This is a genomic window from Faecalibacterium prausnitzii, from assembly GCF_003287495.1.
Taxonomy (GTDB): Bacteria; Bacillota; Clostridia; order Oscillospirales; family Ruminococcaceae; genus Faecalibacterium; species Faecalibacterium prausnitzii_I.
The window spans coordinates 207280-227585 of sequence record NZ_PRLE01000002.1; the positions used below are offsets into that span (position 1 = coordinate 207280).

The window sequence follows — 20306 nt, forward strand, 5'->3', positions numbered from 1 at the left end:
AGGCCTCTCACTTTGGGAGAGGTGGCATTGCGGAGCAATGACGGAGAGGGCAAGGATGCTGAAAATAAAGCGAGAAACTTGGAGTAAGAATTTACAAAACATGATATTAGTGCGAGACATCCGCCTGCCCCTCTCCGCCGGGGAGCCGCAGGCCTTTGAAAAAGCGCTGCATCTGGCACGCGTCCCCCGCGCAAAAGTGGGGCACCTGGGGGTGGCAAAACTCTCTGTGGACGCGCGCCACGGGCAGCCCAAACTGGTGTACACGGTAGCGGTCACGCTCAAGGACGAGGGTGAGGAATCTGCTTATGCAGGGGCCTCGCCCTGCGTCGCTTTGCACCAAAAGGTGGATTTTTCCGTCCAGAACGGCACCCGGCCGCTTGCCCACCGCCCGGTGGTCTGCGGCCTGGGGCCTGCGGGCCTGTTTGCAGCCCTGCTGCTGGCCCGGCAGGGCTACCGCCCCATTGTGCTGGAGCGGGGCCCGGCGCTGGACGAGCGCGTCAAGGCCGTGGAGCATTTCTCGGCCACCGGCGAGCTGGACGAAAACGCCAACATCCAGTTTGGCGAGGGCGGCGCGGGCACGTTTTCGGACGGCAAGCTGACCACCCGCATCGGGGATGAGCTCTGCGGCTTTGTCACCGAGGTGTTTTTGCAGCACGGTGCCCCGGCGGAGATCGCCTGGAAGCAGAAGCCCCATGTGGGCACCGACCTGCTGCGGGGCGTCATCACCTCCATCCGGAAAGAGATCGAGTCTCTGGGCGGCGAGGTGCATTTCAACACGGCCCTCACCGGTTTTGAGCGGAAGAATGGCGCGCTGACGGGTATTTTGACCACGGCAGGTTCGTTCCCCTGCGAGGCGCTGGTGTTTGCGGTGGGCCACTCGGCCCGGGACACGTTCGGGATGCTGCTGGACAGCGGCCTGGTGCTGGAGTGCAAGCCGTTCAGCGTCGGTTTCCGGGCGGAGCATCTCCAGAGCGAAATTGAAAAGAGCCTTTACCACGAGGCAGCCGGCCACCCGGCCCTGCCCCGGGGCGAGTATCAGCTCTCCCAGCATGTGGGGGAGCGGTGCGTCTATACGTTCTGCATGTGCCCGGGCGGCCAGGTGGTGGCCTCGGCCAGCGAGAAAGGCCGTGTGGTCACCAATGGCATGAGCTACCATGCCCGCAGCGGCAAAAACGCCAACGCGGCTGTGGTGGTCAGCGTGGGCGGAGCCGATTTTGCAAACGATCCCCGCCAGGCCATCGCGTTCCAGCGGGAGCTGGAAGCCAGAGCATACGCCGCTGGACGCCCGGCAGGGGAGTACGCGGCCCCGGCGGAGAACATCCAGAGCTTTCTCGAGGGCAGGGGTCAGCTGAAGATCAGCCGGGTCCAGCCCACCTATGACCGTGGCGTCTGCCCGGCAGACCTGGGGGCCCTGCTGCCCGGGGAGCTGGCCGATACCCTGCGGGCAGGCCTGCGCGCTTACGAGCGCAAAATCGCGGGCTACACCGCGCCCGAGGCCATCCTCACCGGCCTCGAGACCCGCACCAGCAGCCCGGTGCGGCTGAAACGGGAAGAGAATTTTGAGTGCGCCCAGCTGGCAGGTTTGTACCCCTGCGGCGAGGGTGCCGGATATGCGGGCGGCATTATGAGCGCCGCCGTGGATGGCCTGCGGGTAGCCCGGGCCATCATCAGCCGGTACAGCCCGGCAGAGGGATGAGTAAAAACATGAACGAAAACCAACGTGATACAGAACACCGCCCCGACGAGGGAAAACAGGTGCAGCAGGAGCTGGAGCGCCAGCTGCGGGAGTTTGGCGATACCATGTCCGACGCGTTCCGCCACGGCTTTGAGGGCCGGGGCATGGACATCGGCGACCGGGCCTTTGATGTAGGCAAGGCCGCTGTTCATGCGGCCAATTACGGCATCAACGCGGCGGGCCGCGCCGTGCGGGAGGGCCAGCAGGCCTGCCAGCGGCAGGCCGAAAAAGCCGCGCGGGCGGCAGGCGGCAGCGGCTCGGCCTGGGCCCGGCAGTTCTTTGCCCGGAAACCGGAGCCGACCCCTGTGGAGAACATCCGCGCCAGCGCCAAAAAGCGCCACAATGCGGGTGTGGCCCTGCTGGCGGTGGGCATTACGTTTGCGGTCATCTTTGGCATTTCGGCCATCAGCTGTTTTGGTGCTGCCGCCATGTTTGCCCCCAGCACCCTGCTGGGGGACGCCGTTGCCACCGAGGGGGATGCGATCACCCAGGTGTTCGTAGCCGGGGGCGAGGCGATTGGCAGCTTTGCCATGGGCGCGATCCGGGTCAGCGGCTGGGCATTCACAGCCATCACCGCATTGTTCGGCTGGATGACGGCAGCCGGTGCTTCCCGGATGCGTGCTGGCAAAAAGCTGAACCTTTACGCCGACATGGCCGAAGAGTTTGATTATCAAAAGGGCCTCTCACTGGAGATGCTGGCCGACCTGACCCACCAGAAAAAGCAGAAAGCCCTCAAGGCCCTGCGCGGATACATCCACAGGGGCTGGCTCTCGGCCTGGCTGGATGAAAAAGACGAGAAGCTCTACCTGACAGCGGAGGACTACCGTGCCGCCCAGGAGGCCCGCAAGGCCGCCGAACAGGCCCCGCGGCCGGAGCCCCAGCCGGAGGAGGCGGAAAACACCGTGCCTCTCAACCTGGAAGTGGCCCGGAGCTTTGCCCAGGTGCTGAAAAAAGAAAAAGCCCTCATGCAGGACGAGCGTGCCGTGGAGGAGCTGGATCACATGCAGAAGACCACCCAGGCCATCTGCGACTGGCTGGAAGCCCACCCGGAGAGCCTGCCCAAGGCCCGCCGTTTTGCAGAGTATTATATCCCCACCACCCTCAAGCTCCTGCACACTTATAACGATGTGCAGGGCCAGCAGGGGGAGAACGCCGAGGCCATCCGCCGGGATATCGCCGGCATCCTGCATACGCTCAACCAGGCCTATGATAACCTCTACGATAAGCTTTTGAGCGATGTGGCGCTGGATGTTTCCAGCGAAATTGCCGCCCTGCAGGGGATGCTGGCGAATGACGGACTGACCGGGGAGGGGATGCTATGACCTACCGGGCCTGGAACCTGAAGACGCTGGATCGCGCGGCGGTGCGGGAGCTGACCCACGCCATCGCGGAACAGAATACCGAAGAACTGGAATATCACAGCCAGAGCGAGGAGCCCTGGACGGAAGCGCAATACAATGCCACCCTGGCCGCCCAGCAGAAAGAAACCGCCCTGCTGGCGGGCATTCTGGCGGCCCGTGGCATCACCGATCCGACGGAGGCGCTGACCCTGCTGGCGGGCGAGGAAGAGCTGACCGACCCCATGCTCCTGACCGACATGGACAAAGCCTGTGCCCGCATTTTGCAGGCCATTGACAACGAAGAGACCATCGTGGTCTTTGGCGACTACGATGTGGACGGCGTGACTGCCACGGCCCTGCTCTACCAGCACCTGAAAGGGATGGGAGCCAACGTCAAATGTATGCTGCCCAGCCGGGAGGGCGATGGCTACGGCCTCTCCAAAAACGCCATCCAGTCCATCCACGACAAGGGCTGCCAGCTCATCGTCACGGTGGACAACGGCATTGCCGCCATTGAGGAAGCCGAGTTTGCAGCCTCCCTGGGGGTAGACCTCATCGTCACCGACCACCATCTGCCCCACGAGGTGCTGCCCAAGGCTGTGGCCGTGGTGGATCCCCGCCGGGCCGACGACACCAGCCCCTTTAAGGGCCTGTGCGGCGCGGGCGTGGCATTCAAGCTCTGCGCGGCGCTGGACGGCTGCCCGCCGGAGGAGATGCTGGATTACTGCGGCGACCTGGCCGCCGTGGGCACGGTGGCTGACGTGATGCCCCTGACGGGGGAGAACCGAACCCTGGTCAAAGCGGGCCTGCGACAGCTGCAGCAGACCGACCGCCCTGGCTTGATGGCTCTGCTGGAAGAAGTAGGCCTTGCGGGCAAGCCCGTCACGGCAGAGAACGTCAGCTACGCCATTGCCCCCCGCATCAATGCGGCGGGCCGGATGGACAGTGCCGTCACCGCCCTGCAGCTTGTCCTCTGTGAGGACGAGGACCGGGCCGCGGAGCTGGCCCACCGGCTGACGGAGATCAATGTTTCCCGGCAGGAGACGGAACAGGAGATCGTCAAGGCAGCGCAGGAGCTGCTGGATCGGGAGCCTGGCCTTTTGGAAGACCGGGTCATCCTGCTCTGGGGGCAGAACTGGCACCCCGGCGTCATCGGCATCGTGGCCTCCCGTCTGGTGGAAAAGACCGGGCGGCCCGTCATTGTCGTCTCCATTGATGAGAACGGTGAGGGCAAGGGCAGCGGCCGCAGTGTGCAGGGCTTCAACCTGCACGAGTGCATCGCTTCCTGCGCCGACCTGCTTCTCCGTTTTGGCGGCCATGCCATGGCGGCGGGCCTCTCGGTGCGGGCGGAGAATCTGCCTGCCCTCCGCCGCCGGATGAACGATTGGGCGGCCCGGGAGTGTCCGGTGCTGTATACCCCGCCGCTGGAGTGCGACCTCTCCATCCGGCTGGACCGGGTCACGGTGGAAAGCGTAGCCCGGCTGGATCAGCTGGCCCCCTATGGAGCCGAGAACCCCACCCCGGTGTTCCTGCTGGAAAAAGCCGTGGTGGAGGGCATCTACCCGGTCTCGGAGGGAAAGCACTGCCGCCTGCGCCTGCGGCAGGGGAATGCCAGCATTTACGCGGTCTGGTTCGGGATGCACCCGGAGCAGCTGCCCTACGCCATGGGCGATGTCGTGGATGCCGCCCTCAACCTCTCGGTGTATGAATCGGCCCGGGGCCCGCAGCTCTCCGGCCGCGTCATCGAGCTGCACCCGGCGGGGCTGGGCCATGCCGTGGCCGAGCAGACCGCGCTGGTGCAGGCCCTGCGCCGGGGCACCCCGCTGCAGGACGAACAGAAAAAGCTTATCGCTCCCGTGCGCGGTGAGATCATCACGGTGTACCGGGAGCTTCAGACCCGCCGCTGGCACGCGGAAGACCTGCAGCCTCTGTTTGCCAAGCTTGGCGAGCAGCAGACGGGAAAAACTCTGGTAGCGCTCACGGCGCTGGAACAGGTGGGCCTGATTGCCGCGGTAGAACACGGCGGGGCAAAGTTCTGGGAGCTTGTGCCCACGGCTGGGAAGAAAAACCTGGCCGATGCGCCCATCCTGAAATGTTTGGAGGGAGAGTAAAATGCCTGACGAAAAAGTAAAAACGGGGTCGGCCGGGGAGGATTCCTACTCGGCCAAGACCCACCTGCACCAGCCTGTGGTGGCACCGGAGACGGCCACCGTGGCCGCCACGGCCCTGCCGGCCAATGCGCCGGAGGGCGCTCTGCCCTCGGAAGTGCGGCCGGAGATCGTGACCTATGAAAAGCTTGTGGAGGCCATCAAGGCCAGCGGCAAGGCTTACAACATGGAGATGATCGATAAGGCCTACAACATGGCCAACGACGCCCACAAGGGCGTCTGCCGCCGCAGCGGCGAGCCCTATATCTGCCACCCGCTGGCTGTGGCCCGGCTGGTGCTGGACCTGGGCATGGACACCGAAAGTATTGCCGCTGCCCTGCTGCACGACGTGGTGGAGGATACCCCCACCACCATCGAGCAGATCAAATCCTCGTTCGGCGAGGAAGTGGCCCTGCTGGTGGACGGCGTCACCAAGCTGACGAAAATTCAGTTCTCCAACATCGAGGAGCTGCAGGCCGAGAACCTGCGCAAGATGCTGCTGGCCATGAGCCGGGATGTCCGGGTCATGATCATCAAGCTCTGCGACCGGCTGCATAATATGCGCACCGGCGACGCCTGGCCCGAGCAGAAGCGCCGGGATAAAGCCCGGGAGACCATGGAGGTGTATGCCCCCATCGCCAACCGTCTGGGCATCCTGAATGTGAAAGAGGAGCTGGAAGACCGCAGCCTCCATTACCTCGACCCTGTGGGCTATGAGGAGATCAACAAGATGCTCAGCGAGCGGGCTGGCGAGGAATTCCTGGCGGGCGTGTCCAGCGTCATCGAAAAGCGGCTGGAAGAGAGCGGCATCGAGGGTGCCACCATCAAGCGCCGGGTCAAGAGCATTTACGGCATCTACCGCAAGACCATCATGCAGAACAAGTCTTTTGACGAGATCTATGATATCTATGCGGTCCGCATCATTCTGGATACCCTGGCCGAGTGCTACAGCACCCTGGGCCTCATCCACGATATGTACCACCCGCTGCCCAACCGCTTCAAAGATTATATTTCTACCCCCAAGCCCAACGGCTACCAGAGCCTGCACACCACGGTCATCGGCCACGAGGGCGTCCCCTTTGAGGTGCAGATCCGCACCCGCAAGATGGACGAGATGGCCGAGTACGGCGTTGCAGCCCACTGGAAGTATAAAGAGGGCCTGGATGGCCACGATAAGCTGGACGAGCGTCTGGCATGGGTGAGTCAGCTGTTGGAAAACCAGCGCGTCAGCGAGGACTCCGGGAACCTGCTCCATGATTTGAAGAGCGACCTGCTCCCCGAGGAGGTCTTTGCCTTTACCCCCAAGGGCGATGTCATCAACCTGCCCACGGGCGCCACCTGCATCGACTTTGCGTACGCCATCCACTCCGCCGTCGGCAACCGGATGGTGGGCTGCAAGGTCAACAACCGGATGGTCCCCATTGACCACATCGTCTCCACCGGCGAGATCATCGAGGTCATCCTCGGCCCGGCGGACAAGGGCCCCAGCCGCGACTGGCTCAAGATCGTGCGCACCAGCGAGGCCAAGAGCAAGATCCGCAACTGGTTCAAGAAGATGCGCCGGGAGGAGAACATCCAGGAGGGCCGTGACACGCTGGCCCGGGAGCTGCGCCGGGAGATGATCTTCATCCCGGACGACGAGCTGGATGAGTTCATCGGCAGCTGCTGCCGCCGCCTGCGCCAGAACAACGCCGAAGAACTGTACGCCGCCATCGGCTACGGCGGCATCACCATCGCCAACTGCCTGCCCAAGCTGAAAGAAGAGTGGCAGAAGCGGAAGAGCGAGGAAGATAAGAACGAGCAGCTGGCCAAGGTGGACCTGAGCAAGGTCCATGCCACCGATGGCGTGGTGGTGGAAGGCTTTGATAACACCCCCATCAAGTTTGCCAAGTGCTGTTCGCCCCTGCCCGGGGACCCCATCGTGGGCTTTATCACCCGCGGCTTTGGCGTCTCCATCCACAAGCAGAGCTGTGTCAACGCCATTGCCAGCATGAAAGACCCCACCAACGCTCCCCGCTGGGTCAAGGCCTACTGGGCCGACAGCGTCAAGGACAGCTACAAAGCCGGCCTTGAAATCATTGCGCTGGACCGCAACGAGCTGCTGCGGGACGTGCTGGCGGCTCTGGCGGATATCCGGGTGCCCATCTACACCATGAACGCCCGCCAGGTGGAAAACAACTGCGCCGTGGTCAGCCTGACCATCGGCATCAACAATACCGAGCACCTCAACCGGGTGGTGGCCCGCCTTTCCAAGATCAAGGATGTGCTCAAGGTGACAAGGAGTTAACAACATGCGTGCTGTCATTCAGGCCGTCTCCTCCGCCAGTGTGCGGGTCAACGGCGGGGAGCCCCGGCCCATCGGCCCCGGCCTCGTCATCCTGCTGGGCGTCAAAGATACCGATACGCTGGACATCGTGCCCAAGCTGGCGGAAAAATGCGCGGGACTGCGCATTTTCAAGGACGAAAACGACAAGCTCAACCTCAGCGCAAAGGATCTCGGGTACTCGGCGCTGGTGGTGAGCCAGTTTACCCTCTACGGCGACACCCGCAAGGGGTTCCGTCCCAGCTTCATCAAGGCGGCAAAGCCCCCGCTGGCCGTGGATGCCTATGAGCTGTTCCTTGCCGAGATGAATCGGCAGGGCCTCAAGGAGGTCCAGCACGGCGAGTTCGGAGCCGACATGCAGGTCTCCCTCGTCAACGAGGGACCCTGCACCATCGTCATTGATACCGACGAGTGGAAGCATAAAGAGTAAGAGCGCCCTCTCAGGCGCTTTGCGCCAGCTCGGCCTCCCTTTGTCGCTTACGCGACATCTCCCTCCGGCCGGAGGGAGTCTTTCAGAGGGCGAGCCAAGATATTTGTGAAGGAGAACACGATGCAGGCATTTCATCTTCTCGGCCCCGCGCCGTTTTACACCAATAGCTTCCTGCTCATCTCGGACGCGGGCCATGCGGTCATCATTGACCCGGCCGCCGAGGTGCAGGAGTACGATAAAATTCTAAAAGAGCACAACGCGCAGCTCACCACCATCCTCTGCACCCACGGCCACTATGACCATGTGGGCAGTGCAGGCACCCTCCGCCGGGAGCATAAGGCCAAGCTCTACTGTGAGCCGGTTGACTGCCGCGGCACCCAGCTGCTTCCCCTGAAAGCAGCCGATGTGGACAGCGGCTATGAGGAGGGGGAGACCATCGCCGTGGATGAGCTCAAGTTCACGGTCTGGCACACCCCCGGCCACACGGAGGGCGGCGTGGTGCTGCTCTGCGGCGAGTACCTCTTTGCCGGGGACACGGTCTTTCAGGGCAGCATGGGCCGCACCGACCTGGAGGGCGGCGATGACCGCAAGATGGAGCAGAGCCTGCGCAAGTTTGCAAAGCTGCCCATCCCCCGCGGGACGCAGCTGCTGCCCGGCCACGGGGATTTTTCCACCATGGGGCAGGAGCTGGACAATAACTTCTATATCCGGCAGGCGCTCCGGAACGCAAAGGCGGAATAAAGCATGAAAATATATATCACAGGCCTGCCCTCCGGCTACGAGGTGGAGCATCTGGTCCGGCTGTTTTACCCCATGGCACCCCTGACCCTTACCGCCCCGGAGGACGGCGAAGACTGCGTCTGGGCCGAAAAAAAGCCGGACGGCCTCTGGGCCATGGTGCGGGAGCAGGGAAAGAGCAAAACGGCGCAGGCCCTCCTGCCCGATATCGAGACGCCGGAGTTTGCGCTTGCCAGCCTGACGTATGACCTGCTGCGGGCATGGACGGGCATCCGCCCGCCCTGGGGCAAGATGACGGGCGTCCGCCCGGTGCGCCTCATCCACGATAAGCGGGCCGCTGGCTGGAGCGAGGAGGACATCGACCAGTTTTTCCTGGGCCGGTTCGACTGCTCCCGGCAGAAATACCAGATGGCCAAGGCCATTGCCGATCTGCAGGAGCCTATTTTAAAGGCGGGCAGCGTGCCCAAGACCTACAGCCTCTATATCGGCATCCCGTTCTGCCCCTCCCGGTGCAGCTATTGCAGCTTTGTCAGCTGCAACCTGGACCGGGACCGCAAGATGGTGCAGCCCTATGTGGACTGCCTCTGTCGGGAAGTTGAGGAGATCAAAGCACAGGCTGACAAAGCGGGCCTGACCCTCTGCAGCATCTACATTGGCGGCGGCACCCCCACCAGCCTCTCGGCGGATCAGCTGCGCCAGCTGATGGGCACCGTGCGGGAGAATTTTAACCTCTCTCAGGTGATGGAGTACACCGTGGAGGCGGGCCGCCCGGACTGCACCGACGCCGAAAAGCTGGCGGTCATCAAGGAGTACGGGGCCACCCGCATCTCCATCAACCCCCAGACATTCTCGGACGAGGTGCTGGCCGGCATTGGCCGCAAGCACTCGGCACAGGACATTCTGGACTGCTACGCCGACGCCCGGAAAGCAGGCCACGAGGACATCAACATGGACCTCATCGCGGGCCTGCCGGGGGACACGGTGGAGGGCTTTGAGCATAGTCTGCGGCAGGCCATCGCGCTGGACCCGGAGAATATCACCGTCCACACCCTGACCCTCAAGCGGGCCTCCCGCATCGTGATGGAGGACCAGAAAGAGAACGACTACGCCGATGTAGCCGCCATGCTGGAAAAATGCCATCTGCTGGCCGAGGCGGGCTACCGCCCGTATTACCTCTACCGCCAGAAGAATACCTTGCAAAATCTGGAAAATGTGGGCTGGTGCAAGCCGGGCCACGAGGGATATTATAATATCTATATCATGGAGGAAGTCCAGACCATCCTCTCCGCCGGCGCGGGCGGCAGCACCAAGCTGGTGGCCGACGGCGGAAAACGGATGCAGCGCATCTTCAATTTCAAGTATCCGAATGAGTATATCCAGCGCTTTGCGGAGGTACTGGAACGGAAAAAAGGAGTGGCTGATTTTTATGATCACGATTTGGGTCCCGAAACGGTTGGTTGAAGTCGGGCTGTACAACGTTGCAGCCCGCAGCCCGGCGGAGCTTGCCTCCCTGAGCGAGCAGAGCTACCGGGAGCGGGTGCGCTATGCCGCCGAGAAAGTGCGCTTTTCCGGCACGAAGATCGTCATGCTGACCGGCCCCTCGGCCAGCGGCAAGACCACCTCGGCTCATAAGCTGGCCGAGGAGCTGGAGCGCCAGGGCACCCCGGCCAGGGTGGTCAGCCTGGACAACTTCTTCCGGGGGGCCCAGTATTACCCCCGCCTGCCGGACGGCACGCTGGACTATGAGAACCCCGACACGCTGGATCTGCCCCTCATCCGCCAGTGCCTCAAGGAGCTGAACGAGACGGGCAAGACCATGCTGCCCGTCTACGATTTTTCCAAGGAGGCACGCTCCAGTGAGACGGAAGAGATCGACCTGAAAGGCGGCGTCTGCATTGTGGAGGGCATCCACGCCCTCAACCCGGAGCTGACGAGCCTTGTTCCTGGCGACCAGATCTACCGCGTCTATGCGGGCCTGCGGGAGGAATACTGCATCGACGGCCGTCGCACCATCAACACCCAGGATATCCGCCTGTGCCGCCGCACCCTGCGCGACGCCGCCACCCGCGGCCGCAGCCCGGCCAAAACGCTGGCCATGTGGGACCGTGTGCTGGACGGCGAGACCCGGTATATCAAGGGGTTCAAGACCACGGCGGATTTCCTGCTGGATACCTCGTTCACCTATGAGCTGGGCCTGATCGCAAAGCTGCTGCAAAAGGTGCGCCAGCAGTTCACGCTGGAGGGCCATAACGCGGAGCTCTGGGACGAGACCGCCCGCCGCTTTGAGCATGTGGCCCCGGTGGCGCTGGACCTGCTGCCCGCCGACAGTATGCTGCGGGAATTCTATGCCGGCGAGATCGGCGGCAAAACCGCGCAGTGACGCGCTCTTTTGTGCAAATGCGAAAAAATTGTTGCCAAACCTGCACCAAACTGTAAAAGTTGCGGTGGATTCGTTGCAATCCCCTTTTGAGTGCGCTATAATGAAACCACCATCTGGAAGCACGGGCAGGACGCCTGTGCCGTTGGCAGAAACCCGGAAAAACTGCCGGGTACAAACAAGAGAGGTGCCTTTTATGGATTTCAATAAGCTCAAGGAAATGGGTCTGGAATACGCCGAGAAAGGCAAGAATGCCGCTATGGATCTGGCCGAGAGAGGCAAGACCCAGGCAAAAATCGTGAGCGAGCAGGCAAAGCTGGCCAAGGCACAGCGTCAGCTGGGCGCGCTGGTCTACAGCCTGGCCAAGGGCAATGAGGAAAACCAGCCCCTCGTGGACAAATACATCGAGATGATCGATTCCATTGAGCAGGAGCTGGCGTCCCTCAAGGAGGCGCTTGGCCCCGCCGCGGTGGAGATCACCCGTGATCTGGAGGAAGAGCCTGTTGCAGCGGATGCCGCTCCCACGGAAGAACCGGCAGCAGAAACGCCCGCCGCCGCGGAGGATGCCCCCAAGGCCTGCCCCCAGTGCGGTGCTCCGGTCTCGGACGATGCACTGTTCTGCAACAAGTGCGGCGCGCAGCTGTAAGTACAGCCAAAATTCCGCTGGGGCGGTGTCCTGCTGGGGTACCGCCCCTTTGTATGTGAAAAATGTGCGAGAAATTGGCCGCAAAAGCCGGAAAATGCGCTTGAACCCTTGCAAAAGGGCGAAAGCTGCGGTACAATTAAAATCCAGTTTTTGAGCACAGGAGGGATGCGCCATGCAGGACTGGCCGGATCGTGAGCACTATACGGCCGAGGATCTTGTCCAGATCATCCGCATCCTGCGGGACCCGGAAACGGGCTGTCCGTGGGACAAGGTGCAGACCCACGCCTCCATCCGGAAAAACTTCCTGGAGGAGACCTGTGAGGCGCTGGAGGCCATTGACGCCGACGATGCCGACATGCTCCGGGAGGAGCTGGGCGATGTGCTGATGCAGGTGGCGTTCCATGTGGTGCTGGAGGAAGAGCGCGGGCGGCTCAACTTTGAGCAGATCTGCCGGGAGGTGTGCGAGAAGCTGGTCTTCCGCCACCCGAACATCTTTGCTTCCTCCGCGGCCCGGAATGCTGGTATAAACAGCTGGGACGCGCTCAAAAATAAGGAAAAGGGCCGCCGGACCCTGGCCGATGAGCTGGATACCGTGCCGGCCACCCTGCCTGCGCTGATGCGTGCCCAGAAGCTGCAGAAGCGGGCGGCAGGCCATGGCGTGGGCAGCCAGACGCCCCGGCAGGCAGAGAATGTCCTGCACGCGGCGGAGGCGGCCTGGGATGCCAGAACACCGGAAAACGCCCCGCAGGCGGCTGGTGAGCTGCTGTTTGCCGCCGTGGACGCCCTGCGGCAGGAGGGCATTGACGCCGAGGAGGCGCTGACCTTTGCCGCCAAACGCTTTGCGCGGGAAGCAAAGCACCAATCAAACGGGTAACAGGCAGAGAGACTGCCTGCTCGAATAACAAAACGAAGAAGAGAAACATTTGTGGAGGTTTTCGATTATGACCAAGACGGATCTGATCGCACAGGTTGCGGCAAATACCGAGATGAGCAAGAAGAGCGCGGAGATGGCAGTCAACGCTGCTTTTGAGGCACTGGGCAAGGCAATGGCTGAGGGTGAGAAGATCTCCATCTCCGGCTTTGGCACCTTTGAGGTGCGTGAGCGCGCCGAGCGTCAGGGCATCAACCCCCGCACCCGCGAGCCCATCACCATCGCTGCTTCCAAGAGCATCGTCTTCAAGCCCGGCAAGGCTCTGAAAGACACCCTGTAAAAACTGCTTTTTGCCGCCGGAACCTCCCACCGAGGCCCGGCGGTTTTTGTTGTGGAAACCTCTCAGTCATCGCTTCGCGATGCCAGCCACTCCCCTTTCGGCACTTTCGTGCCACCTCCCCCGACCGGGGGAGTCTTTCCTGAGCAGGGGAGCCCTTGGCAGGCCGGGCAGGTCTGAGCAGGACGCATGGGCTTTCCCTGTTGTCAAAGGGCGGGCCCTGCTGTCTAGATTGGAGTCTTTATGAGATTGGACAAATATCTGAAAGTTTCGCGGCTCATCAAGCGCCGCACCGTAGCCAATGAGGTGGCTGATGCAGGCCGGATCCTCATCAACGGCAAGATCGCCAAGGCCAGCCAGGCCGTCAAGGCCGGGGACATCATTGAGGTGACGTTCGGCAACCGGCCCATCAAGGTCAAGGTGCTCTCCGATGTGGAGCCCCGCACCAAGGACGTGGCCCGGGAGATGTACGAGATCATCAGCGAATAACCCCGCCGGCCTCCTCATACTCTGTAAAAAGGGGAGGGGAGACGGATGACAAAGGCGGAAGCACAAAATAATAACGCCCTGCCCCATGACCTGATCCTGGAGGGGCGGGGGAAGCTGACCGTGACCGGCGTGCGGCGGATGCTGCGGTGTGACCCCGACAGCGCCGCCATGGAGACCACCAAGGGCACCCTCACGCTGGCCGGGGCCCAGCTCAGCGTCACCAGCCTCGATCTCGACAAAGGCGAGGTGAAGCTCACCGGGCGGGTGGATGTGCTGGAGTATACGGCTCAGCGGACGGCGGGCGGGTTTCTGCACCGCCTGTTCCGCTGATGGGCCCGGCGCTTTCCCCCGGGCAGGTGGGGCAGGAGGCTGCCGCCTGCGCCGTGCTGGGGGCCTGCCTCGGGGCAGGCCGGGCATTTTTCCCGGTGCGGGGGCGGGGGGCGCTTCTGCCGGACGTGCTGCTGATGGGCGGCCTTTTGCTGGGCACCCAGAGCTACGCGGCCTCCCTCAGCGCCGGGGGTGTGCCGCGCTGGTACATGCTGGCGGCAGCCATTGCAGGCATTGCGCTGGCAGAGCACCTGTTGGGGGTTCCGCTGCGGGCCGTGGGCCGGGTGCTGCGCAGGCCGCTGGATGGGCTGGCAAAATACGCCGCGGCCCATGCCCAGGCCCGTGCCGCCCGCAAAAAGGCGGCCAAAGAACGCCGGAACGAAAAAAGACTTGCAAAAAAACCGAAAAAGAACTTGCCAAGTGAGCGGCGCGTGTTGTATAATTCAAACGTATCAAAGTAAGAGTACAGGCGCAAAAAGCCTGCTGTATGTACGGGGGCTTACACTATGACGAATCCGGGCCGCAAGCGGCGGAAACGCAAAACCGTGCTGGGAGTGTTTTTCCGGCTGTTTTTTGTATTGCTGCTGCTCAGTATGCTGGCAGCGTATATCTCCAACCAGGTAGCCATCAGCTCCAAACGCGCGGAGCTGCAGACTCTGCAGGAGCAGATCAGCCAGCAGCAGACAAAAAATGAAGAGATGCAGCGCATCCTCAGTGGTGATTCGGACGAGGTGACCGAGTGGGTCGCGCGGGACTCTTATAATTACGCAGCTGCCAATGAGCGCATCTTTGTGGATGTGACGGGCAACTGAAGCCGCACCCCCGGTCCCCCTGCGGCAGACCGGATACTATCAGGAGAAGAACAGGAGTATTGAGCTTTGGCAATTGAGGTAGGAAACATTTTCGAGGGTCGTGTCACAGGCGTGAAGCCGTTTGGCGCGTTTGTCGCGCTGCCGGAGGGCCGCGTGGGCATGGTCCATATTTCCGAGGTGTCCAATGAGTTTGTGCAGGACATTGCAGCCGTCCTGCACGATGGCGATACGGTCAAAGTCCAGGTCATCAACGTGGCCCCGGACGGAAAGATCGCGCTTTCCATCAAGCGGCTGCTGCCCCAGGAACCCCGTGCTCCCCGCGCGCCGCGGGAGGATCGCGGGCCACGGCCTTATGGCAATGGCCCCCGGGAGGGTGGTCATGGCGGCAATCGCGGCGGCCGGTTTGGCGGCGGTCAGGGCGGTGGACGCCCGCCCCGTGAGGGGGGCCGTCCGGCCCGGGAGGCTGCTCCCCGTGTGTGGCAGCCCAAGGCACCCGCCCGCAGCGACAACCTGAGCTTTGAGGACATGATGAGCCGCTTCAAGAGCCAGAGCGAAGAGAAAATGGCGGATCTCGACCACGAGACCAACAACCGCCGCGGCGGTGGCTACGCCCCCCGTGGCCGTGGCGGACGCCGCTGATACAAGTACCACCAACGGGCCTGCCCCCAGCGGGGCGGGCCTGTTTTGCCCATGCACGGCGGCAGCCGGAACAAGCGGCCCCGTACAGAACCAGGAAAGGAAACCAAAATGCCCGCAAAATTTGAACTCATCGCTCCCTGCTTTTTCGGGTGCGAGTCCACGGCCAACTTTGAGCTGCGCCGCATCGGTGCCGAGGACATCCGTGTCAGCGACGGCCGCCTGACCTTTAAGGGCGGGGCCGATATGATCGCAGCCGCCAACCTCAACCTGCGCACGGTGGAGCGTGTGATGCTCCTGCTCAACACTTACCCCGCCACCACGTTTGACGAGCTGTTCGATGGCGTGTATTCCATCCCCTGGGAGGAGCTGCTCCCCGCCGATGCCGCATTCCCGGTGTCGGGCTCGTCCCTCAACAGCCAGCTCTCCAGCGTGCCTGCCTGCCAGAGCATCATCAAAAAGGCTGTGGTCAAGCGGCTGATGCAGTTCCATCACACCTCCGTGCTGCCCGAGACGGGCGCGGAGTACAAGATCCGCTTCATGCTCCGCAAGAACGTCTGTGAGATCATGCTGGACACCACGGGCGAGGGCCTGCACAAGCGCGGCTACCGCCGCAACGCCATGGAGGCCCCCATCCGCGAGACGCTGGCCGCTACCATCGCCGACCTGGGCCGTGTCCGCCGTGACAGCCTGGTGGAAGACCCGTTCTGCGGCAGCGGCACCCTGCTCATCGAGGCCGCCCAGAAAGCCATGAACATTGCGCCGGGCCTCAAGCGCCGCTTTGCCGCTGAGCGGTATAGCTTTGTGCCTGCCGCCGTCTGGGCAGAGCAGCGCCAGAAAGCCCTGGTCGATTCCAAGCTGGATGTCGGCTTTGAGGCCTTTGGCTATGATATCGACCCCGCCGCGGTGGCCCTGGCCAACGCCAACGCCAAGCTGGCCGGTGTGGAAAAGCGCTGCCACTTTGAAGTGGCCGATGTGGCTGACTTTGCGGCAAAGAGCGAGGCGATCGTCCTGACCAACCCGCCGTATGGTGAGCGGATGAGCACCATTGAGGGCGCTGCCAAGCTGGCAAAGACTCTGGGCCAGCAGATGGAGGCCCACCCCTGCGCGGGCGTCTACGCCATCACCGCCGATATGGATTTTGAGCACCACTATGGCAAGCGGGCAAACAAGCGCCGCAAGATGTACAACGGCATGATCCCCTGCCAGCTGTACATGTACTACAGCGCCCCCAAGTTTGAGAACCGGCCCGCCAAGCCCATGCCCAAGAGCGGTTTTGACGGCAAGCGCGTCACGGCTCCCAAGCATTTCGAGAAAAAGTGATACTTTTTTTAAACGCACCGGATGCACAACGTCCGGTGCGTTTTTTGATGAAAGATTTCACAAAGCATCCATTGAATGAAAGGTCGAAAAGGATTATACTTACACTATTGGACAAAGCACCTGTCGAAACGGAGGGCAAGCAAAAGACATGAGCCAGATGAACGGGCGGATGCGGCCTTATCTCCCGGAACTGACCATCCGGGATTATAATACCTATCAGTGGTACCTGCGGGGCGTGCGCCGCCAGCTGTATACCACTTATGGGCTTTTTTCGTGCTGCTGCCTGCGGTACAATGGCGTGCTGTTTGCCATTTTGGACGACAGCCTGGCGGGCCGCCCGGCTACCTGCAAAAAAATGCGGGTGCCCGGCACGCTGGTCTGGAAAGAGATGATGTGCCAGACCCAGGGCATCCGGCTGGCGGCTCAGGTAGAGGTGCTGCTGGGCTGGCACCGTTTGCAGGACGCCCAGTGGGGAGACCTGCCTCTCTATAAAAAAGCGCGCCGCGTCAGGGACTGGCTCTTCCTCCGCCGGGCCTATGAGAAAGCCGCCGCCGAAAACCCGGCTCTGGAGCGCATTTTTGCGCAGGAACGGGACCAGGCCAATGTGCAGATGACCCTGAACTCCGAGAACTATACCCTGGCCTCAGAGCCCAAGAGCAACCTGTATGGAGCCCTTTATTCCGTACTGGCCACGGATGATCCCAGCCAGCGCAAGAGCATGCACTATATCGGCTGCTGCATTGGCCGCGCGGCCTACCTGATGGACAAAGCCGAGAGTTTTTTGCGGGACAAGCTGCGCAAGCGGTATAACGTGTTCCTGGCCAATGGGATCACCAATCGGGAAGCCGCCGTGGAGAGTGCCCGGCGGCAGGCGCTGGCCGCCGCCAACGATCTGGTGCGGGCGTATAACCTGCTGGATATCAAGCTCAACCGCACCCTGCTGGACAACATCATGATCCTGGGCCTCCGCCACGCGGTGGATCCGTTCCAGGAAAACCAGCCTGTGAGCTGGGAACTGCCGTGAAAGGCCGCAAGAGCTGGGCCATGGCCTACTGCGGCATGGCAGCGGCCCTGAGCATCGCGTTCATGCTGCTGGGGGCGGTCATCCCGATCTTTATGTATATCGCGCCCGCCATTGCCAGCTTTCTGGTGGCGACGGTCTGCGTGGAGTGCGGCAAGACCCTGGCCTGGACAGCCTATGGGGCCGTCAGCCTGCTGAGCCTGCTGTTTGTGCCGGACAAAGAGGTGGCGCTGACATTCGTTTTTTTGCTGGGGTATTACCCGCTGGTCAAGCCGAAATTCGAGCACATCCGGCCTGCTCTGCTGCGGGGACTGTGCAAACTGCTGCTCTGCAACGGCGGCATCCTGCTCATGTACGGGCTGGTGCTGCTGCTCATCCCCGGCGGCAGCATCTCGCAGGAGATGCGCACCACGGCGCTGGCTGTCTCGCTGACCACCCTTGCCATGGGCAATGTGGCGTTTCTGCTCTATGACCGTGCCCTGCACAACATGCTGCAGGCGTACCGCATCCTGTGGCAGCCCCGGCTGCACAAGATGCTGGGAAGATAATTGGAACGCATTGAAAGAAGGAATGTGCACACACAGTTGACGCAAAGCGCCGGGCCACGCGGGTGACAGCCGCGAGGGTGACGAGGAGAGAAATCATCGAAAAATTCGGCGGATGTTTCTCCGGCTGAAGCAGGCCAGGCGGCCTGCGGGGCTATACCAGCCGCAGAGAGGGGCAAAAAACGGCAGCAATACCGTAACAGATCCCCTCAAAGGAAGCCATACAAAAACATAAACTGATACAGGAAGCTGACAGTTGTGCTGTGCGCTGGTTGCGCCGGGCTGTCGGTATGGAGGTGTTTTGTATGTGCGGCATCGTAGGTTATGTTGGAAAGCGCAGCGCACAGGATGTGCTGCTGGATGGTTTGGAGAAACTGGAGTACCGCGGGTATGATTCGGCGGGTGTGGCACTGGCCCAGGAGGGCGGCATCCGCGTTGTCAAGAGCAAGGGTAGGCTGGATGTCCTGCGCCAGAAACTGGCCGTACAGGCCCTCGCGGAGAGCTCCTGCGGCATCGGGCACACCCGGTGGGCGACCCACGGGGAACCCAGCGATGTGAACAGCCACCCGCACTCTACCCCGCGGGTGAGCATCGTCCACAATGGCATCATTGAAAATTACGGTGCTCTCAAGGAGCGGCTGGCCGCCCGGGGGTACACGTTTGAGAGTGAGACGGACACCGAGGTACTGGTCAAACTCATTGACAGCTGCTACCATGGCGAGCCGCTGCAGGCCCTGCACGAGGCGCTGGGCATGGTGCGGGGCAGCTATGCGCTGGCCGTGCTGTTCAAGGATTTCCCGGATACCATCTTCGCCGTGAAAAAAGAGAGCCCCCTCATCGTGGGCTGGGGCGAGGGCGAAAACTTTGTGGCTTCGGATATCCCGGCCCTGCTCAAGTACACCCGGGATTACAGCGTGCTGGAAGAAGGCGACCTGGCTGTCGTGACGGCCCAGGGCATCCGGTTCTACAACGCCTTTGGGGAGCCCGTGGAGCGCCAGCGCCTGACCGCGGACTGGGACCAGGAAGCGGCCGAAAAGGGCGGCTATCCCCACTTCATGCTCAAGGAGATCAATGAGCAGCCCGCGGCCATCACGGCGACGGTCAGCCCTCGCGTGGAGGATGGCATGCCCGACCTGCGCATCCCGGAGCTGACGGATGAGCGGCTCCGCAGCATTAGGACGGTGCATCTGGTGGCCTGCGGCACGGCCATGCACGCGGGCATGGTGGGCAAAGCCGCCATTGAAACGCTGGCCCGAGTCCCCGCCGAGGTGGACATTGCCAGCGAGTTCCGTTACCGGGACCCCATCCTGAACAAGGACGACCTCGTTATTATTATCAGCCAGTCGGGCGAGACCAGCGACACGCTGGCGGCCCTCAAGCTGGCCAAGAGCCGGGGCGTGCCGGTGCTGGCCATCGTCAACGTGGTGGGCAGCTCCATTGCCCGGGCGGCGGATTACATCCTCTACACCTACGCGGGGCCGGAGATCGCCGTGGCGTCCACCAAGGCCTATGTGGTCCAGATGTGTGTGCTCTACCTGTTTGCGCTCCGGCTGGCCTATGCCCGGGGCGAACTGGAAAAAGCTGAAACTAAGCGATTGACCGCCGAACTGCTCCGGGCAGGGGAGGTCATCAAGCCCCGGCTGGATGACTGCGAGCAGATCAAGTACCTCGCCAGCCGCTTTGTCAACACCCAGAGCTGCTTCTTTATCGGGCGCGGGTTTGATTATGCCCTCTCACTGGAGGGCAGCCTCAAGCTGAAAGAGATCAGCTATGTCCACTCGGATGCCTATGCGGCCGGCGAGCTCAAGCACGGCACCATCAGCCTCATCACCGATGGGGTGCCCGTCATTGCACTGGCCACTCAGAAGAAGGTGTATGAGAAGACCATCTCCAACGCCAAGGAGACCAAGAGCCGCGGGGCCCGGGTCATTCTGTTCACCACGAAAGACGCTGTAGTGCCTGAGGGCGTGGCGGATTATATCGTCCGGCTGGACGAGTACGAAGACCTGCTGATGCCGCTGCAGCTCATCGTGCCCTTGCAGCTGTTCGCCTACTATATGGCTGTCCTGCGCGGCTGTGACGTCGATAAGCCCCGTAATCTGGCCAAGAGCGTGACCGTCGAGTAAACTTCCATCAAAACAAGCACCCCGTTTCCTGGGCCTCGGAGCCGCTGGAAACGGGGTGCTTTTGTGTATCACAGGATCAGAAC

Annotated in this window: 20 protein-coding genes; all 20 read left to right on the forward strand. The window is 62.3% G+C overall.

The annotated features are described in order from the left end of the window. The first annotated feature begins 100 nt into the window (after window positions 1-100). Window positions 101-1696 carry an NAD(P)/FAD-dependent oxidoreductase gene (locus C4N22_RS04480; RefSeq protein WP_112148132.1) on the forward strand — a complete coding sequence of 532 codons (1596 nt, stop codon included), beginning with the start codon at window positions 101-103 and terminating at the stop codon, window positions 1694-1696. Window positions 1697-1704: 8 nt separating this feature from the next. After that, complete coding sequence (locus C4N22_RS04485; RefSeq protein WP_242980944.1) at window positions 1705-3057, forward strand: 5-bromo-4-chloroindolyl phosphate hydrolysis family protein; 1353 nt, start codon at window positions 1705-1707, stop codon at window positions 3055-3057. Beyond that, entirely contained in the window at window positions 3054-5186 is a 2133-nt protein-coding gene (gene recJ / locus C4N22_RS04490) for a single-stranded-DNA-specific exonuclease RecJ (RefSeq protein WP_112115194.1), read from the forward strand. Before C4N22_RS04485 ends, recJ begins: the two co-directional genes overlap by 4 nt. 1 nt (window position 5187) lies before the next feature. Beyond that, window positions 5188-7509, forward strand: coding sequence for a RelA/SpoT family protein (locus C4N22_RS04495; protein WP_112148134.1), 2322 nt, complete (start codon window positions 5188-5190; stop codon window positions 7507-7509). Between the two features lie 4 nt (window positions 7510-7513). Next, window positions 7514-7975: a D-aminoacyl-tRNA deacylase gene (gene dtd, locus C4N22_RS04500; RefSeq protein WP_112148135.1), complete on the forward strand. Its 462-nt coding sequence runs from the start codon at window positions 7514-7516 to the stop codon at window positions 7973-7975. Between the two features lie 120 nt (window positions 7976-8095). Beyond that, entirely contained in the window at window positions 8096-8716 is a 621-nt protein-coding gene (locus C4N22_RS04505; protein WP_112148136.1) for an MBL fold metallo-hydrolase, read from the forward strand. A gap of 3 nt (window positions 8717-8719) precedes the next feature. Next, the gene (gene hemZ, locus C4N22_RS04510; RefSeq protein ID WP_112148137.1) at window positions 8720-10174 is read left to right on the forward strand and encodes a coproporphyrinogen dehydrogenase HemZ; all 1455 of its coding nucleotides are present in this window, start codon (window positions 8720-8722) and stop codon (window positions 10172-10174) included. Further along, complete coding sequence (locus C4N22_RS04515; RefSeq protein ID WP_112148138.1) at window positions 10140-11093, forward strand: uridine kinase family protein; 954 nt, start codon at window positions 10140-10142, stop codon at window positions 11091-11093. Before hemZ ends, C4N22_RS04515 begins: the two co-directional genes overlap by 35 nt. Window positions 11094-11286: 193 nt before the next feature. Continuing rightward, window positions 11287-11736, forward strand: coding sequence for a zinc ribbon domain-containing protein (locus C4N22_RS04520; protein WP_112148139.1), 450 nt, complete (start codon window positions 11287-11289; stop codon window positions 11734-11736). A gap of 172 nt (window positions 11737-11908) precedes the next feature. Continuing rightward, window positions 11909-12610: a MazG family protein gene (locus tag C4N22_RS04525; protein ID WP_112148140.1), complete on the forward strand. Its 702-nt coding sequence runs from the start codon at window positions 11909-11911 to the stop codon at window positions 12608-12610. 67 nt (window positions 12611-12677) lie between these two features. Further along, window positions 12678-12947, forward strand: coding sequence for an HU family DNA-binding protein (locus C4N22_RS04530; protein WP_015564272.1), 270 nt, complete (start codon window positions 12678-12680; stop codon window positions 12945-12947). Between the two features lie 240 nt (window positions 12948-13187). After that, the gene (locus C4N22_RS04535; RefSeq protein ID WP_112148141.1) at window positions 13188-13433 is read left to right on the forward strand and encodes an RNA-binding S4 domain-containing protein; all 246 of its coding nucleotides are present in this window, start codon (window positions 13188-13190) and stop codon (window positions 13431-13433) included. A 45-nt stretch (window positions 13434-13478) separates the two neighbouring features. Beyond that, window positions 13479-13763: a YabP/YqfC family sporulation protein gene (locus C4N22_RS04540; RefSeq protein ID WP_112148142.1), complete on the forward strand. Its 285-nt coding sequence runs from the start codon at window positions 13479-13481 to the stop codon at window positions 13761-13763. Continuing rightward, complete coding sequence (locus C4N22_RS04545) at window positions 13763-14221, forward strand: hypothetical protein (protein ID WP_022256187.1); 459 nt, start codon at window positions 13763-13765, stop codon at window positions 14219-14221. Before C4N22_RS04540 ends, C4N22_RS04545 begins: the two co-directional genes overlap by 1 nt. A 45-nt stretch (window positions 14222-14266) precedes the next feature. Beyond that, a complete protein-coding gene (locus tag C4N22_RS04550) occupies window positions 14267-14572 on the forward strand; it encodes a septum formation initiator family protein (RefSeq protein WP_022256188.1) in 306 nt (101 codons plus the stop codon). 66 nt (window positions 14573-14638) lie between these two features. After that, the gene (locus tag C4N22_RS04555) at window positions 14639-15211 is read left to right on the forward strand and encodes a S1 RNA-binding domain-containing protein (protein ID WP_022256189.1); all 573 of its coding nucleotides are present in this window, start codon (window positions 14639-14641) and stop codon (window positions 15209-15211) included. A gap of 108 nt (window positions 15212-15319) precedes the next feature. Continuing rightward, window positions 15320-16531, forward strand: coding sequence for a THUMP domain-containing class I SAM-dependent RNA methyltransferase (locus C4N22_RS04560; RefSeq protein WP_112148143.1), 1212 nt, complete (start codon window positions 15320-15322; stop codon window positions 16529-16531). A gap of 148 nt (window positions 16532-16679) precedes the next feature. Beyond that, complete coding sequence (locus C4N22_RS04565; RefSeq protein ID WP_242980945.1) at window positions 16680-17555, forward strand: DUF5685 family protein; 876 nt, start codon at window positions 16680-16682, stop codon at window positions 17553-17555. Next, window positions 17552-18100: a hypothetical protein gene (locus C4N22_RS04570; RefSeq protein WP_022256192.1), complete on the forward strand. Its 549-nt coding sequence runs from the start codon at window positions 17552-17554 to the stop codon at window positions 18098-18100. The genes C4N22_RS04565 and C4N22_RS04570 overlap by 4 nt, the downstream gene beginning before the upstream one ends. Before the next feature lie 302 nt (window positions 18101-18402). Further along, a complete protein-coding gene (gene glmS, locus C4N22_RS04575) occupies window positions 18403-20223 on the forward strand; it encodes a glutamine--fructose-6-phosphate transaminase (isomerizing) (RefSeq protein WP_181567164.1) in 1821 nt (606 codons plus the stop codon). Window positions 20224-20306: the final 83 nt, after the last annotated feature.

Coding starts and splice junctions, on each gene's coding strand:
- C4N22_RS04480 (WP_112148132.1), top strand. CDS start 101: ATGATATTAGTGCGAGACATCCGCCTGCCCCTCTCCGCCGGGGAGCCG.
- C4N22_RS04485 (WP_242980944.1), top strand. CDS start 1,705: ATGAACGAAAACCAACGTGATACAGAACACCGCCCCGACGAGGGAAAA.
- recJ (WP_112115194.1), top strand. CDS start 3,054: ATGACCTACCGGGCCTGGAACCTGAAGACGCTGGATCGCGCGGCGGTG.
- C4N22_RS04495 (WP_112148134.1), top strand. CDS start 5,188: ATGCCTGACGAAAAAGTAAAAACGGGGTCGGCCGGGGAGGATTCCTAC.
- dtd (WP_112148135.1), top strand. CDS start 7,514: ATGCGTGCTGTCATTCAGGCCGTCTCCTCCGCCAGTGTGCGGGTCAAC.
- C4N22_RS04505 (WP_112148136.1), top strand. CDS start 8,096: ATGCAGGCATTTCATCTTCTCGGCCCCGCGCCGTTTTACACCAATAGC.
- hemZ (WP_112148137.1), top strand. CDS start 8,720: ATGAAAATATATATCACAGGCCTGCCCTCCGGCTACGAGGTGGAGCAT.
- C4N22_RS04515 (WP_112148138.1), top strand. CDS start 10,140: ATGATCACGATTTGGGTCCCGAAACGGTTGGTTGAAGTCGGGCTGTAC.
- C4N22_RS04520 (WP_112148139.1), top strand. CDS start 11,287: ATGGATTTCAATAAGCTCAAGGAAATGGGTCTGGAATACGCCGAGAAA.
- C4N22_RS04525 (WP_112148140.1), top strand. CDS start 11,909: ATGCAGGACTGGCCGGATCGTGAGCACTATACGGCCGAGGATCTTGTC.
- C4N22_RS04530 (WP_015564272.1), top strand. CDS start 12,678: ATGACCAAGACGGATCTGATCGCACAGGTTGCGGCAAATACCGAGATG.
- C4N22_RS04535 (WP_112148141.1), top strand. CDS start 13,188: ATGAGATTGGACAAATATCTGAAAGTTTCGCGGCTCATCAAGCGCCGC.
- C4N22_RS04540 (WP_112148142.1), top strand. CDS start 13,479: ATGACAAAGGCGGAAGCACAAAATAATAACGCCCTGCCCCATGACCTG.
- C4N22_RS04545 (WP_022256187.1), top strand. CDS start 13,763: ATGGGCCCGGCGCTTTCCCCCGGGCAGGTGGGGCAGGAGGCTGCCGCC.
- C4N22_RS04550 (WP_022256188.1), top strand. CDS start 14,267: ATGACGAATCCGGGCCGCAAGCGGCGGAAACGCAAAACCGTGCTGGGA.
- C4N22_RS04560 (WP_112148143.1), top strand. CDS start 15,320: ATGCCCGCAAAATTTGAACTCATCGCTCCCTGCTTTTTCGGGTGCGAG.
- C4N22_RS04565 (WP_242980945.1), top strand. CDS start 16,680: ATGAGCCAGATGAACGGGCGGATGCGGCCTTATCTCCCGGAACTGACC.
- glmS (WP_181567164.1), top strand. CDS start 18,403: ATGTGCGGCATCGTAGGTTATGTTGGAAAGCGCAGCGCACAGGATGTG.